At 43.0% G+C, this 14,874-nt stretch carries 11 protein-coding genes and 2 pseudogenes; 1 reads left to right on the forward strand and 12 read right to left on the reverse strand.

The features are described from left to right. Positions 1-93, forward strand: a 93-nt coding sequence (locus tag STRDD04_RS10755; protein ID WP_156469086.1) for an IS3 family transposase, incomplete at its 5' end; no start/stop codon positions are given. Between the two features lie 57 nt (positions 94-150). On the opposite strand, the gene purH is transcribed toward STRDD04_RS10755, so the two are convergent. From purH to STRDD04_RS11555, 12 genes and pseudogenes are all read right to left on the reverse strand, one after another. Next, positions 151-1,698, reverse strand: a complete 1,548-nt coding sequence (purH, locus tag STRDD04_RS09450) for a bifunctional phosphoribosylaminoimidazolecarboxamide formyltransferase/IMP cyclohydrolase (RefSeq protein ID WP_062201787.1) — start codon at positions 1,696-1,698, stop codon at positions 151-153. A 799-nt stretch (positions 1,699-2,497) separates the two neighbouring features. Beyond that, positions 2,498-3,043: pseudogene (gene purN, locus STRDD04_RS09455) on the reverse strand (phosphoribosylglycinamide formyltransferase); the annotation flags it as partial. Continuing rightward, the gene (gene purM / locus STRDD04_RS09460) at positions 3,040-4,059 is read right to left on the reverse strand and encodes a phosphoribosylformylglycinamidine cyclo-ligase (protein WP_062201788.1); all 1,020 of its coding nucleotides are present in this window, start codon (positions 4,057-4,059) and stop codon (positions 3,040-3,042) included. The pseudogene purN and the gene purM, both read right to left, overlap by 4 nt. 56 nt (positions 4,060-4,115) lie before the next feature. Further along, positions 4,116-5,555: an amidophosphoribosyltransferase gene (gene purF, locus STRDD04_RS09465; protein WP_062201790.1), complete on the reverse strand. Its 1,440-nt coding sequence runs from the start codon at positions 5,553-5,555 to the stop codon at positions 4,116-4,118. A 168-nt stretch (positions 5,556-5,723) separates the two neighbouring features. Next, positions 5,724-9,449 (reverse strand): phosphoribosylformylglycinamidine synthase, encoded by a 3,726-nt coding sequence (locus tag STRDD04_RS09470; RefSeq protein ID WP_062201792.1) that lies wholly within the window; start codon positions 9,447-9,449, stop codon positions 5,724-5,726. A gap of 19 nt (positions 9,450-9,468) precedes the next feature. Next, a complete protein-coding gene (gene purC / locus STRDD04_RS09475) occupies positions 9,469-10,176 on the reverse strand; it encodes a phosphoribosylaminoimidazolesuccinocarboxamide synthase (protein WP_037617427.1) in 708 nt (235 codons plus the stop codon). 226 nt (positions 10,177-10,402) lie between these two features. Further along, positions 10,403-10,645, reverse strand: a complete 243-nt coding sequence (locus tag STRDD04_RS09480) for an acyl carrier protein (protein WP_062201793.1) — start codon at positions 10,643-10,645, stop codon at positions 10,403-10,405. Further along, positions 10,642-11,646, reverse strand: a complete 1,005-nt coding sequence (gene plsX / locus STRDD04_RS09485) for a phosphate acyltransferase PlsX (RefSeq protein WP_062201796.1) — start codon at positions 11,644-11,646, stop codon at positions 10,642-10,644. Before plsX ends, STRDD04_RS09480 begins: the two co-directional genes overlap by 4 nt. After that, on the reverse strand, positions 11,627-12,424 hold the full coding sequence (gene recO / locus STRDD04_RS09490; RefSeq protein ID WP_062201798.1) for a DNA repair protein RecO: 798 nt from the start codon (positions 12,422-12,424) through the stop codon (positions 11,627-11,629). Before recO ends, plsX begins: the two co-directional genes overlap by 20 nt. Next, positions 12,417-13,589, reverse strand: a complete 1,173-nt coding sequence (locus STRDD04_RS09495; protein WP_062201800.1) for a pyridoxal phosphate-dependent aminotransferase — start codon at positions 13,587-13,589, stop codon at positions 12,417-12,419. Before STRDD04_RS09495 ends, recO begins: the two co-directional genes overlap by 8 nt. Positions 13,590-13,723: 134 nt before the next feature. After that, positions 13,724-14,689, reverse strand: coding sequence for a ribose-phosphate diphosphokinase (locus STRDD04_RS09500; protein ID WP_062201802.1), 966 nt, complete (start codon positions 14,687-14,689; stop codon positions 13,724-13,726). Continuing rightward, positions 14,676-14,874: pseudogene (locus tag STRDD04_RS11555) on the reverse strand (hypothetical protein); the annotation flags it as partial. The pseudogene STRDD04_RS11555 and the gene STRDD04_RS09500, both read right to left, overlap by 14 nt.

Consider the following 14,874-nt stretch of genomic DNA (forward strand, 5'->3'; position numbering starts at 1 on the left):
CAAAGAGCCATTTTTTACTACAACAACAAGCGTATTAAAGCAAAACTAAAAGGACTCAGCCCTGTTCAGTACAGAACCAAATCCTTTCACTAATATTTTTTGTCCAACTTTTTGGGTGCGGTTCATTAAGCCGAGGATTTTCAATATTTCTTAATGTCTGAAATGCCGAACCCCTGTAAAGATCATGGTCAGCCCATACTGGTCAGCCATGTCGATAGACTCTTGGTCACGGACAGAGCCACCCGGTTGGATAATAGCCTTGATACCTGCGGCTGCAATTTCTTCCACGTTGTCCGCAAATGGGAAGAAGGCGTCAGAGGCAAGCACAGCACCATCAAGACGATCTTTGGCTTGGTCAATCGCAATACGAACGGAAGCCACACGGTTGGTTTGACCTGGACCAACACCGAGTGTCATGTGGTCGTTGGTTATGATGATTCCGTTGGATTTGACGTATTTGATGGCCTTCCAAGCGAATTCAAGAGCTGTTGCCTCTGTCTCAGTTGGTTGGCGTTTGGTCACCACTTGCCAGTCAGCTGGGCTTTCCTTGACCACGTCTTGGTTTTGAACAAGGAGACCGCCAACAACGCCTGTATACTCAGCTTCCACTTCGCTGGCATCTTGAGCATCAAATGGCAAGGCAAGGATCCGCAGGTTTTTCTTTTTGTTGGTCAAAATCGCTAGCGCCTCATCTGTATAGCTCGGTGCGATGATGATTTCAAGGAAGACACCATGCATCTTCTCAGCTGTCGCAGCATCCACCTCACGGTTGAGAACGACAATCCCACCAAAGATGGACACTGGGTCTGACTCATAAGCGTAGTCCCAAGCTTTTTCGATGTCATCAGCTTGACCAATACCACACGGATTCATGTGCTTGAGAGCCACTACAGTTGGACGATCTTTGAAATCACGGATGATACGGATAGCAGCATCCGCGTCACGGATATTGTTGAAGGACAATTCCTTACCGTTAAGCTGTTTGGCTGATGCAATAGAATAATCTGTTGGCAAAGCTTTTTGGTAGAAATCCGCGTCTTGTTGAGGGTTTTCACCATAACGCATGGGTTGTTTCAAATCATAAGTGATGGTGAGTTTTTCAGGTTTTGTTTCACCAACTTGTTTTGTGAAATATTCCGCAATTAAAGCGTCGTAAGCTGCTGTGTGACGGAAAACTTTGGCTGCCAAGCGCTGACGCGTTTCAAAGTTTGTTTCACCATTAGCTGTCAATTCATCTAAAACAACATCGTAGTCAGCTGGGTCAACAACAACTGTAACACTAGCATGGTTTTTAGCAGCAGAGCGAAGCATGGATGGACCACCGATATCAATGTTTTCAACCGCATCAGCATAAGTCACATATGGTTTCAGAATAGTTTCTTTGAATGGGTAAAGGTTAACCACAACAAGGTCAATCAATTCAATGTGATTATCTTTTGCAGCTTGAAGGTGGCTGTCAAGGTCGCGACGAGCCAAAAGGCCGCCGTGAATATTTGGATGAAGTGTTTTCACACGACCGTCCATCATTTCTGGAAAACCAGTCACATCATCAATAGCAATGGTCTTCACCCCAGCACTATCAAGGGCAACCTTGGTCCCACCTGTCGAGATAATATCCCAACCAAGTTTTTTGAGTTCTTGGGCAAATTCAACAATGCCCGCTTTATCTGAGACGCTGATTAAGGCGCGTTTCGTCATTATGTTCTCCTTATAAATCAATTTGAGAAAAATTCTCATCTAGACTTTTAAAAAATTGTTTAAGTGTATCTTCCTTAATATTTTTTTCGTTAATTTCCTTGATATTATTGTCTTTAATTTCCTTTTTAAATTGCTTAATCTTTGGACTTAACTCTTCCATAGTTTGATTGAAGTCAAGAATCTGTTCACTATAATTTGATTTGACAAAGTCTTGTAATTTTTCAGTAAACCGCTCAGTTAATTCACCTTTACTCTCGTGGCCTGTAAATGGATCTAAAATTTTGGGCAAGTATACAATATTCCACGGTGCGGTGAATGCATAACAATTCAATGTTTTTCCAAACACATGCGATACTTGGTAATTTAATAGTAGTTTTTTCGATTTATGATTTCTCTTTTTCTTATACTTTGTATAGTTAGTATACTTAGTTAAGGTAGATGATGGAGCACTATTATTTGAGGAATCAAAAGAAATTACTTCTTTATTACCAAAAACATACTTATAAAAACATTCTAAAAGTGATTTTGTTTCACTATTACCTTTATTTCTAAATGTTCTAACATACACTTTAGTATTTTCATTCTTTTTTATGTATACCTCTGACTTATCAAGTCTAGCATCTATTCTAGAATTAAGAGATTTCCATGCCTCATCTTTCTGTTCATCTATCATATACATATTTTTTCTTGCAAACGCCCACAATTTTTCCGATATTTCTTCTTTTTTATTTTCATTAAAAAAGAAACTGAAGAACTCCGTATATCCATCAATTTTTCGATATTCCTCTTCCACTATTAATCTCCTTCCTCCCAAACTATCCAATACCTCTGGATACAACTTGTACTCCGCTTCATGAATGCGAGCTTCAAAGCTTTCGATGGTATCATCAGCCAGCCGCGGCACACGAACTTGTTTGATAACCTTGCCTGTATCCACACCGGAGTCCACCCAGTGAATAGTAACGCCGCTCTCAGTAACGCCAGCATTCCAAGCATCCTCAATCCCATGAGCTCCTGGAAATTCTGGCAGATAGGCGGGATGAATGTTGATGATTCGACCTTCATAAGCCGCCAATAAGGTTGGCCCAACGATTTTCATATAGCCTGCTAGACAAACCAAGTCAATCTGGTGCTGATCCAAGAGATTGACAATTGCTTCTTCGTATTCTGCCTTGTTCTCAAACTCCTTGAGTTCAAAAGCATAGGACAGAACGCCAAGCTTGTCGGCACGCTCGAGCACATAGGCGTCACGATGGTCTGAAAAAACAAACTCCACTGGAAATTCTTCGGCAATCACCTGAAAGTTTGAGCCATTACCAGAGGCAAAAACCGCTATTTTTTTCATTTGATGATGACACTTTCGTTTTCTTTCTGGACGATGCGACCAATTTCATAGACTGGTTCATCCAACAATTCCTTAACACGGTCTACATTTTCAGGACTAACTGCCAGCATAAGCCCGACACCCATATTGAAAATTTCAAACATTTCTTGGTGCTTGATCTGACCGTATTTTTCAAGGGCTTTGAAAATCGGAAGGACTGGAACTTTGCTTTCTTCAATCTCAGCGGCCAAGTCAGTTGCAAACATACGAGGGACATTCTCGATAAAACCACCACCTGTGATGTGGGCAATCCCGTTGACCAACTCTTCCTTGATGAGTGGCAAGACAGCCTTGACATAGATACGAGTCGGCTCAAGAAGAACTTCTTTGAGTTTCTTGCCTTCCAATTCTGGCAAGACTTCCTCACCTGTGTAGTCGGCAAAGACACGACGGACGAGTGAGTAACCATTTGAGTGGATCCCACTCGAAGCAAGCCCGAGAAGAACATCGCCTTCTGCCACCTTTGAACCGTCTATGATTTGAGATTTTTCTGCCACGCCAACCGCAAAACCAGCCAAGTCATAGTCATCTTCGCCATACATACCTGGCATTTCAGCTGTTTCCCCACCGATGAGGGCTGCGCCTGCCTGCACACAGCCTTCTGCCACACCAGCAACCACTTGTTCTAGCTTAGCTGGTTCATTCTTTCCTGTCGCGACATAGTCGAGGAAATAGAGGGGCTCCGCACCTGCAGCGATGATATCATTGACACACATGGCCACACAGTCCTGCCCAATGGTATCGTGCTTATCATACTTGATGGCCAACATGAGCTTGGTTCCCACACCGTCAGTCCCTGAAATCAAGACAGGTTCTTTAACATTCAATTGGGACAAATCAAACATCCCACCGAAACCACCCAGCGCTCCCATAACACCAAGACGCTCCGTACGAGCTACATGCTTTTTGATTCGCTCAACAACCTCATAACCCGCTTCAACGTCAACACCAGACTGAGCGTAAGCATTTTTTGTCATTTCATTTTCCTCATTTTTCTTTTGAAAATAGCAGAGCTACTATTTAGTTTAGCCTATCAATAAAAACTCGTTTTTTCTTTTAGACTTTCCAGATAACGCTTCTCATAATCATAAAGTGGAGTTGGATAGTTCCCGTCAAAGTAAGCAACACAGAGACCACCATTTGGAGCATCTGTCTCTAAGCCGATGGACTCAATCAAACCATCCAAAGATAAATAGGTCAGACTGTCTGCTCCGATAATTTCACAAGTTTCGTCTACGGTATGGTTAGCTGCAATTAATTCACGACGTGTTTGAATATCAATACCATAAAAACATGGGTATTTAAGCGGGGGACTGGCAATCGCCACATGGACTTCTGCCGCACCAGCTTCACGTAGGAGCTGAACAATCCGACGACTAGTCGTTCCCCGAACGATAGAATCATCCACCATTACCACGCGCTTACCCTTTACAATACTTGACACTGCTGACAACTTCATCCGAACACCCTGCTCACGCAGTTCCTGTGTTGGTTGAATAAAGGTCCGCTGGATGTATTGATTTTTGATGAGTCCCATCTCGTTTGGCAAACCGGATTCTTCAGAAAATCCGCTGGCCGCAGAAAGTGATGAATTGGGAACACCGACAACAATATCCGCTTCATGCTTAAATTCTTGAGCTAAACGGCGTCCTGTATTTTTGCGAGCCGTGTGGACATTGACACCATGGATCACTGAGTCAGGACGAGCAAAATAGACATATTCCATTGAGCAGATGGCTAACTGCGTCTCATCTGTGTAGGTATCATACTGAATGCCTTGGTCATCAATGATGACAACTTCTCCTGGTTTGACATCGCGCAGCCATGTGGCACCAATCACTTCAAAAGCACAGGTCTCACTAGAAACAACAATAGCACCATTGGCCATTTGTCCAATTGAAAGAGGTCGGAAACCATTAGGGTCAAGAGCTGCAATCAGCTTATCCTCCATCATGAGGAGATAGGCGAAGCCCCCCTTAACAGTACTCAGGGCTTCTTTAACCTTTCCCATGAAGCTTGGATTATGGCTACGACGGATAAGATGAGCTAAGATTTCTGTGTCTGATGAAGACGAAAAGATAGCTCCGTTACGCTCCAATTCTTTTTTCAAAGTCTGGGTATTGGTCAGATTACCATTATGCGCCAAACCAAACTCCATATCGTAAAATTTGAAATGGAAGGGTTGGATATTATTGATGGAGGCTTCACCAGCTGTCGCGTAACGAACATGCCCGATAGCAGCAGAACCTGTCAACTTCTCCAAATTAACTGGATTTTTAAAGACTTCTGAAAGAAGACCTATATCGCGATGACGACGGAGCTTACCTTTATCATTGGTTAAAATACCAGCTCCTTCTTGCCCACGGTGTTGCAGACTATGAAGACCAAAGTAAGTAACTTGAGCTGCTTGAGGATGCCCCCAAATGCCAAAGACCCCACATTCTTCATTAAGAGATTTTACTTCGTATGTCATTCTTTATACCTTTTATTTTGATATTCCCTTTAGCTATGAAACCTTAAAGTTTCATAACTAAATTTTAAGTCTAGGTCTCAAAATTTCCGATTTATTCAATTGGCTCTTCAATGAGATAACTATTGTTACGACAAGAATATCGTGATTGAGCTCACTTCGCTCGCTCATTTATTTCCCTGTAAAATATTTAACCGCTGATGTAAACAAATGTTGGTCTTTATTTCCTGGAATATTTTGGAAAAGACCATCTTCCCAGCGTTCGGAGTGTCCCATCTTACCAATAATCTGACCATTTTTACTGGTAATACCTTCAATGGCATTCACTGAACCATTTGGATTGTATTTAGAATCCATAGATGATTTGCCGTCAAAGTCTACATACTGGCTCCAGATTTGACCATTGTCGCGAAGTTCAGCAAATTCCTCTGCCGTCACCACAAATTTACCTTCACCGTGTGACACTGGTATTGCATGGATATCTCCAACTCTCACACCGGCCAGCCAAGGTGAGTTGGTATTGGCAATACGAGTTTCCACCATTTTAGCAACGTGCTGGTTAGCATCATTGTAGAAAAGGGTTGGACTTGTTTCACCAGCTTCTTCAAAGTTACCATAAGGCAGAAGGCCTGACTTGACAAGAGCTTGGAAACCATTACAGATACCGATGATGAGACCGCCTTTTTCGATGAATTTATCAATAGCAGAACGGACTTTTTCATTGAGTAAAATATTGACAATAAACTTAGCTGAGCCATCTGGTTCATCTGCTGCAGAAAAGCCACCAGCAAAGAAAATAATATTTGCTTTACTAATATTGTCAACCATTGTGTCAACTGAGGCTTCAATAGCTGCTTCATTAAGTGTTACAAACGGTACCAAGTTCACTCTAGCGCCAGCTTGTTCGAAGGCCTTGGCTGAATCGTATTCTGAGTTAGTACCCGGAAAGACGGGAATGTAAACCAAGGGTTGTTCAACTTTTTCTTGGGTTTTAAGCACCACATTAGAAGCTACAGCTGGTACTTCTTGCAACTCTTTACTTTGCTCAAATTCAGTTGGATAAATTTCTTCCAATTTACCTTGGAAGGCATTGTCAAGTTTCTGGCCATCAATGTCAATGTTGTTGACAACAAGTGTAAATCTAGTGGTGGTCTGACCAATTTTGCTAGCACCAGCAACCTCTTCACTAGAGGTAAAGATGAAACCGCCGAGCTGTGCTGTCAAGCATGTGTCAAGCTCATCCAATTCTACTTTAGCCCCAATGTGATTACCGAAGGTTGCAAGCGCAAGTGCTTCAAGTACACCGCCATATTTAACAGCAGAAGCTGAAGTTATATGGTGTGCTTTTTGAATCGCTTCAAATTGTGCAAAGTTAGCTTTGATGAAGTCGAAATCAATATCTTGTGAAATAGCTTGACCTGGAATGTAGTAAATATTTTCACCCGCATCCTTAAACTCAGGAGAGAGCACCTTACGGCTGTCTGCTGTTGTCACCCCAAAGGCAACAAGCGTTGGCGGAACAGTCAATTCTTCAAAAGTACCAGACATAGAGTCCTTACCGCCGATGGATGGCAGACCGAGTTGAATTTGTGCTTCAATAGAACCAAGCAAAGCGGCTACTGGCTGACCAAAACGATTGGCCTGTTTATCCATACGTTGGAAGTATTCTTGATAAGAGAAGCGAGCTTTAGACCAATTAGCACCTGCCGCCACCAGACGAGCTGTTGCTTCAATAACCGCATAAGCAGCACCGTGGTAAGGTGACCATTCTGCAATATAAGGGTTGAACCCTTGCGCCATGACTGAAGCGGTATTTGTTACACCATGTTGAACTGGCAATTTTTGTACAGAAGCCTCAGTAGGTGTGATTTGGTAACGGCCACCAAGTGGATGATTGACAGTTGAGCGACCAACTGAAGAGTCAAAGATTGTTTGCAATCCTTTTTGGCTAGCGTGGTTAAGATCTGAAAGAACAGCCACTGTATCTGCTTCAAGAGTTGTAGCTGATGTTGTGCGTTCTTCAGGAACGTTTACATCACTGTCAACCACATTAGCATCAACCACCACGCGCACACCATTGGTATCAAGGAAAGCACGTTCCAAATCTACAATAATTTCACCATTCCAGTACATGACCAGATTTGGTTTTTCAGTCACTGTCGCAACGACAACAGCGTCAATATTTTCTTTGTTACATTCCGCAACGAAGGCATCCACATCTTTTGGACGAACCACAACCGCCATCCGTTCTTGTGATTCAGAGATAGCAATTTCTGTTCCATTCAAACCTTGGTATTTTAGCGGGACTTTATCAAGATTGATTTCAAGACCATCAGCCAATTCACCAATGGCTACACAGACACCACCTGCACCAAAGTCGTTTGATTTCTTGATGAGACGTGTTACATCACCCTTACGGAACAGACGTTGAATCTTGCGTTCTTCAATGGCATTCCCTTTTTGAACTTCTGCACCAGCAGTCTCTACAGACTCAACTGTTTGAACCTTAGAAGACCCCGTCGCACCGCCGACGCCATCACGACCTGTTTTCCCACCAAGTAGGATAATCACATCGCCCGCTTCAGGTTTTTCACGAACAACATTTCCCTTAGGAGCAGCGCCGACAACGGCTCCAAGCTCCATGCGTTTGGCTACAAAGCCTGGGTGGAAATACTCACGGACATAAGTCGTCGCAAGACCAATCTGGTTCCCATAAGAAGAATAACCTTGAGCTGCTGTCTTCGAAATAACTTGTTGTGGCAATTTACCAGCACGTGTCTCAGAGATCGGTGCCGTAATATCGCCCGCTCCCGAGATGCGCATCGCCTGATAAACATAAGAACGCCCTGACAATGGGTCGCGAATGGCACCACCGATACAAGTAGCCGCTCCACCAAAGGGCTCAATTTCCGTTGGGTGGTTGTGGGTTTCATTTTTAAACATGAGGAGCCATGGTTCTTTGATACCATCAACATCAACTTCGATTTCAACCGAGCAGGCATTGATCTCATCAGATACTTCCATATCTTCCAAACGGCCATTGGCACGTTCGTAACGACCGAAAATAGTTGCCATATCCATCAAGGTTTGCGGTTTTTCAGAGCGCCCCAACTCATCACGCATGGCTAGATACTTGTCATAAGTCGCCTGCAATTGTTTTTGGAATTTAGACGCTGAGAAATCAATAGTTTTCAACTCTGTCTCAAAAGTTGTGTGACGGCAGTGGTCAGACCAGTAAGTATCCAAGACCTTGAGTTCTGTTTCTGTCGGCACACGCCCGATTGACTTGAAGTAGTCTTGGATAAAGAGCAAATCATCCACTTCCATCGCCATCCCTTGCTCGGCCTTGTAGCGTACAAAGTCTTCCGCCGTATAGCTTTCAAAGAAAGTCAATTTTGGAATGGTCTTATCTGACTCTGAGAATTCTTGCTTGGCAATCCCTGTCGTGATGTCTTTGAAACGAGAATCAACTGGATTGAGCAGGTAGTTTTTGACCGCTTCTAACTCAGTCGCATCAATATCTTTATTGACCAAGTAAAGTTGGGCCGTATTAACCCTTACATGACTTGAACTACCCAGTAAGAGCAAGGCTTCTTGAGCTGAAGCCGCCCGCTGGTCAAACTGCCCTGGCAAGCTTTCAATAGCAAAGAAAGCGTACTCAGATAAAGACTCCACAACCTCTGCTTCTGACAAGAGACGGTCTGTCACCTGCTCAGAAAAGATATGTTTTTCCGCACGCGCAAATAGGCTTTCACTTAGATTAAAAACATCGTAAGTCTGCACAATGCGCAGTTCTGCTAAAGTCTTTAACTGGAGATTGTGGGTCAATTCCTTGACCAAGCTCTGATATTTGATTCCAAAATTAGGTTTTTTCTCAACAAAAATACGCTTATCCATAGTATCTTCTATCCTTTTCTTACTTCAATTCTTGCAGTTTTTCCCAGACGATTTGATAAACATCGGTCAGCTCGCCTAGGCCGCGACGGAAGACATCCTTGTCCATGTGATGCCCCTCAGCATCCCAAAGCCGACAATTGTCCGGTGAGAATTCATCTGCTAGAATAATTTTACCGTCTTGGTCAAAACCAAACTCTAACTTGAAATCAATCAACTTAAGCCCGATCTGGCGGAACCAGTCTGACAAAAGAAGATTGATACGGCGAGTCTCCTCTTTTAAGAAAGCAATCTGCTGGTCATCCGCAATCTTTAGGAATTTCACATGCTCGTCATTGATAAAAGGATCATCCAAATCATCGTTTTTATAGTAAAATTCAACGATCGGAGTGTCCAAGGCGATCCCTTCTTCCACACCAAAGCGTTTAGAGAAAGAGCCTGCTGTATAGTTACGCAACACCACTTCCAAGGGAATAATGTCAACTTTTTTATTAAGCTGATCTGTCTCTGAGATTTTCTCGATAAAATGCGTTGCCACACCAGCAGCATTCAATTTTTCAAAAATAAAGGCTGAAATTTTATTGTTCAATACCCCTTTCCCTGCAATCTGCTCCTTTTTAACGCCATTAAAAGCCGTTGCCTGATCTTTGTAACGGGCCAAAATCACATGCTCATCCTCTGTCGCAAAAATATCCTTTGCTTTTCCCGAATATAACAACTTATTTGACATTTTATTATTCGCCTTTCGTGCTTTTATACCCTAATTTTACCATATTCAAAATAATTTTACAATGATTCCCGTACAAACCTCTAAAAACGGATTGAACTTCCTTGAAAATCCGAACAAAATTAAAAGGAATGAGTCCCGCTCAATACAGGATTCATTCCTTTCAATCATTGCTTGTTCAACTTTTTAGGGATTAGTACATGCCCAAAAGATTACTTTTTTATATATCTTATTTTTTCAATTTTCCATGAATATAGGTTACTATGTCTGAGATATTCTTAAAATGATCAATATGTTCATCTGGGATCTCAATTGCAAATGTATCTTCAAGGTCAATGATAAATTCCATCAAATCAACCGAATCAACACCTAATTCATCTTTGAGACTGAGTTCAGGACTGACAGAGAAATCTGCCCCTTCATGCTCTTGAATAACTTCAACAATCTTTACGTAAATTTCCTTCTCGCTCATTTTTCCTCCTCAGTTCTTGAAAATTCAACCACAGATTTTCCGACAACATCTGTCTCCAGCATGGTCCGAATCTGACGAATGGTGCTATATACAGCTTTGGTATCGCTAGAGCCATGTGTCTTGACTACTGGCGCCTTAAGACCAAAGAGAACGGCCCCACCAGCACTGGAGTAGTCCAGACTCTTGCGCATCTCCTGTAGGCTATCTTTGAGCAACAAAGCTCCTAGTTTAGCCTTGAGACCACCGCCTAGAACAGCCTTCTTGAGCTGGTCTAGGATACTAATGGCCGTTCCTTCAATAGACTTGAGCACGGCATTGCCCGTAAAGCCATCTGCTACGACAACATCTGCCACTCCATCCATAAGGTCACGTGCCTCCACATTTCCGATGAAATTCAGCTTGTCATCCGCTGCCAGCAAGGCATAGGTTTCCTTACGCAGAGGGTCTCCCTTGCTGGCTTCAGTGCCATTATTGAGCAAACCAACCCGTGGCTGCTTAATTCCACGAACATTTTCCGCATAAAAAGAACCTAGGATAGCATATTGATGCAGATGGTGAGGGGTATTTTCAGCATTTGCCCCCAGATCCAACATATCAAAGCCTCGGCCATCTCCAGTCGGTAAAGTGGACAAAAGTCCTGGTCGGTCAATATTTTTGATCCGCCCGACGATAAAGAAACCCGCCGCCAGAAGCGCCCCTGTGTTACCAGCAGACAGGACCGCATCTGCTTCCCCGTCTTTGACTGCCTTGGCTGCCAAAACCATGCTAGCCTGCTTCTTCTTGCGAATAGCCCTGGTCGGCTCATCATCCGAATTAATCTTTTCTTCCGTATGAACAATGCTGACGCGCTCTGTCGCTGTCAACAGAGGTTTTATCTTGGCCTCATCCCCATAGAGAACAATCTCAATATCCGAGAAGTCTCTCAGAGCCTGATTGGCACCTTCGACTAAAGCCTGAGGGGCATTGTCTCCGCCCATGGCATCAATAGCTATTTTTTTCATGCTGTTCTTCCTCATATTCATCTTGTAAAATACTACCCCAGTCGCCCAGAGAGTCGATAAATTTCTTTGATTTAAGATGAATGCCTACATATTCATCATAGAGTTGATCTATAAAATCCCTGATCTGTCGCTTGATATCAGCCTTGAGCGAAATCGTCCCCAGCTCACTAAACTGAACCGCCTGAAACTGATTCAGTAAAAAAAGGATATTGGGATTGAGATGGCTGCGATGAGCATCCTTGTGATAATGCTCTGGGCAGAGCACCCCGCCATATTGAAAGGAAAAATCAAAAGGCAGACCTGTCCGATGACAAAAAACACAGTCATGGAAATTCATAGAAACGCCAAAGCGAGATAAAATCTGAATTTCAAAAATATTCGTCAAGACTTCATAATCCAGGCCTTGATTCATCAGATCCAGTGTCTTTTGCAAAAAAGCAAAGAGTGCTGGGTCTGGATGATTGTCCTGAATGCTGGCATCCGCTAAGGCTGCTACATAGCTGGCATAAGCCATGACAAAGAGATCGCCCTTGATTTGCCTGTAACTTTCCACAGCTTGGTAATCTTCGATATAGCTGAGTCCGTCGTCATTGATTTTCATCAAGAGTTCTGCTGCAGTCAGAGGCTGGATGACTGGCGCCAGCTTAGATTTTCCAGCATGTTTCACGAAAAACATTCGCTTGCCAGCCTGTTCCGTAAAGATCTTGACCAGCTTATCATCTTCTCGAAAATTCCGATTATAGAGAATCAAACTCTTGCTTGTTAACGGTCTAAGCATGGTCTTCCATGTACTCCTTGAGCCGTTTCAGAGCTTCCTTGATGGTTTCCATGCTAGCTGCATAAGACAGGCGGATATAGCCTTCCCCATACTGGCCAAAGGCCGCTCCTGGGATAAAGGCCACAGCCTTCTTCTCCGCAAAATCCCGTAAAAAGGCAAAAGAATCTTGATTGTAGCCTGCTGGAATTTTGGCAAAAATATAGAAAGCTCCATCTGGCTTGATAATCTGATAGCCCAGCTCTGTCATTTTTTCGATAATATAATCCCGCCGCTGGATGTATTCCGTCTTCATGGGTTGAGCATCATCCTTACCAGCTGTCAATGCCTCAATAGCTGCATATTGAGCCATGGTGTTGGCTGCTGTCACTAGATACTGATGGCTCTTGATTAATTGAGCTGTAAAAGCAGCCGGTGCAAAGATAAAGCCCAATCGCCAGCCCGTCATAGCATGAGACTTGGACAAGCCATTGATCACGATGGTCTGCTCAGGCAAATATTCCGCCAGAGAAACGTGTCCCTGCTCCGTATAAGTCAACTCAGAGTATACCTCATCACAAACGACAAATACTTCATACTTGCTCAATACTGCTGCCAAAGCCTCAATCTGCTCTCGCGAATAAGTCACGCCAGTCGGATTGGCCGGATAGTTCAAAATAACCGCCTTGAGCGCATCCCCCTGCTCCAAGATAGCCTGCTCTAGCATTTCAGGGGTCAAGACGAAGTTGTTTTCTGTCGTATCAATCTCGACAATCTCCGCCCCGACCAAATTGACAATCGGCTCATAGCCTGGATAAGCTGGCGCTGGCAGCAAGACCTTATCGCCCTCCTCCAGAATAGCCGTCAAAGTCGCAGATAGGGCCTCGGTTGCTCCAATGGTCACTAAAATCTCATTCTCTGGATTGTAGGACAGGTGGTATTTTTCCTTGACAAAGTCAGACGCAGCCTGTCGCAGCTCCAAAAGTCCACTCATCCCTGTATAGTGACTCTGGTTGGCATCAATAGCTGCCTTGGCTGCTTCCTTGATGTGATCCGGTGTCGGAAAGTCTGGCTCTCCCAAGGTCAGCCGCAGAACACCTGGGATCGTAGAAATAGACTGGTCAAACTGACGAATCAGGGATATTTCAATCTTATCTAAATTTTTATTAAACTTTTTTGTCAAATCCATGGCCACCTCCGATAACTTAATAGAACCATTATACTATAAAAGCATTACTACAGCAAAATTTTATTATAAGTGAGAAAAAGAAAGAGAACTAGCAACACACTAGTTCTCAAATAATTATAAGTCTATTAAATAGTTTATTTTTTTTCGCTTTCAAATAATGGAGAGAGAGGACGTTTTTCATGAATACGAACGATCGCTTCTGCTAACAGATGAGCGATGGAAATCTGCTCAATCTTATCAATCAATCGTTCTTCAGGAAGGTAAATCGTATCCAAAACAATCAACTTTTTAATAGCAGATTTTTGAATATTTTCCATAGCTGGACCAGATAAGACAGGATGGGTACAGCTAGCATAGACTTCAACTGCGCCAGCTTCTGCTAGGGCATCCGCCGCATGACAAATCGTTCCCGCTGTATCAATCATGTCATCAATCAGGATACATGTTTTGCCTGCAACCTTACCAATGATATTCATGACTTCACTAGTATTCATTTTATCAACACTGCGGCGTTTATCGATAATAGCAATTGATGTTTTAAGAAATTCCGCCAATTTACGGGCCCGACTCACACCGCCATGATCCGGACTAACCACCACATAATCATTGCCAACCATGCCACGGCGTTCAAAATAATCAGCGATCAAAGGAGCCCCCATCAAATGATCAACAGGAATATCAAAGAAGCCTTGAATCTGAGCAGCATGCAAATCAATCGTCAACAAACGGTCAACTCCAGCAATCTCCAGCATATTGGCAACTAATTTAGATGTAATCGGCTCACGAGCACGAGCTTTTCGATCCTGTCTAGCATAACCATAGTAGGGCATTACCACATTGATAGATTCTGCACTAGCTCTCTTCAAAGCATCTACCATGATCAAAATTTCCATTAAATTATCATTCACTGGCGAGCTGGTAGACTGCAAAATAAAGACGTGTTTCCCGCGGATAGATTCTTCAATATTCACTTGAATCTCCCCATCAGAGAACTGACGGACAGTTGCTTTCCCAAGTGGCAATCCAATCTCTTGAGCAACATGCTGCGCTAATTCTTGATTAGAAGAAAGAGCAAAGAGTTTTAAATCAGAAAAAGACATGATTTCCTCCAGATTCTAAATCGTCTTTTATTGTATCTGTTACAAGTTTTCCAATTACCATTGTAACCCTTTTTTGCCTATTTTTCAATTGATAAATTGTAAAATATAGTGCAACAAAAAACGGCTCTATAATTTCTGTAGTGGGTAAATCCACCGCAGGGATTATGGAGCCCCTTTTGTTGTAG

This window comes from Streptococcus sp. DD04 (assembly GCF_001578725.1).
Lineage (GTDB): Bacteria > Bacillota > Bacilli > Lactobacillales > Streptococcaceae > Streptococcus > Streptococcus sinensis.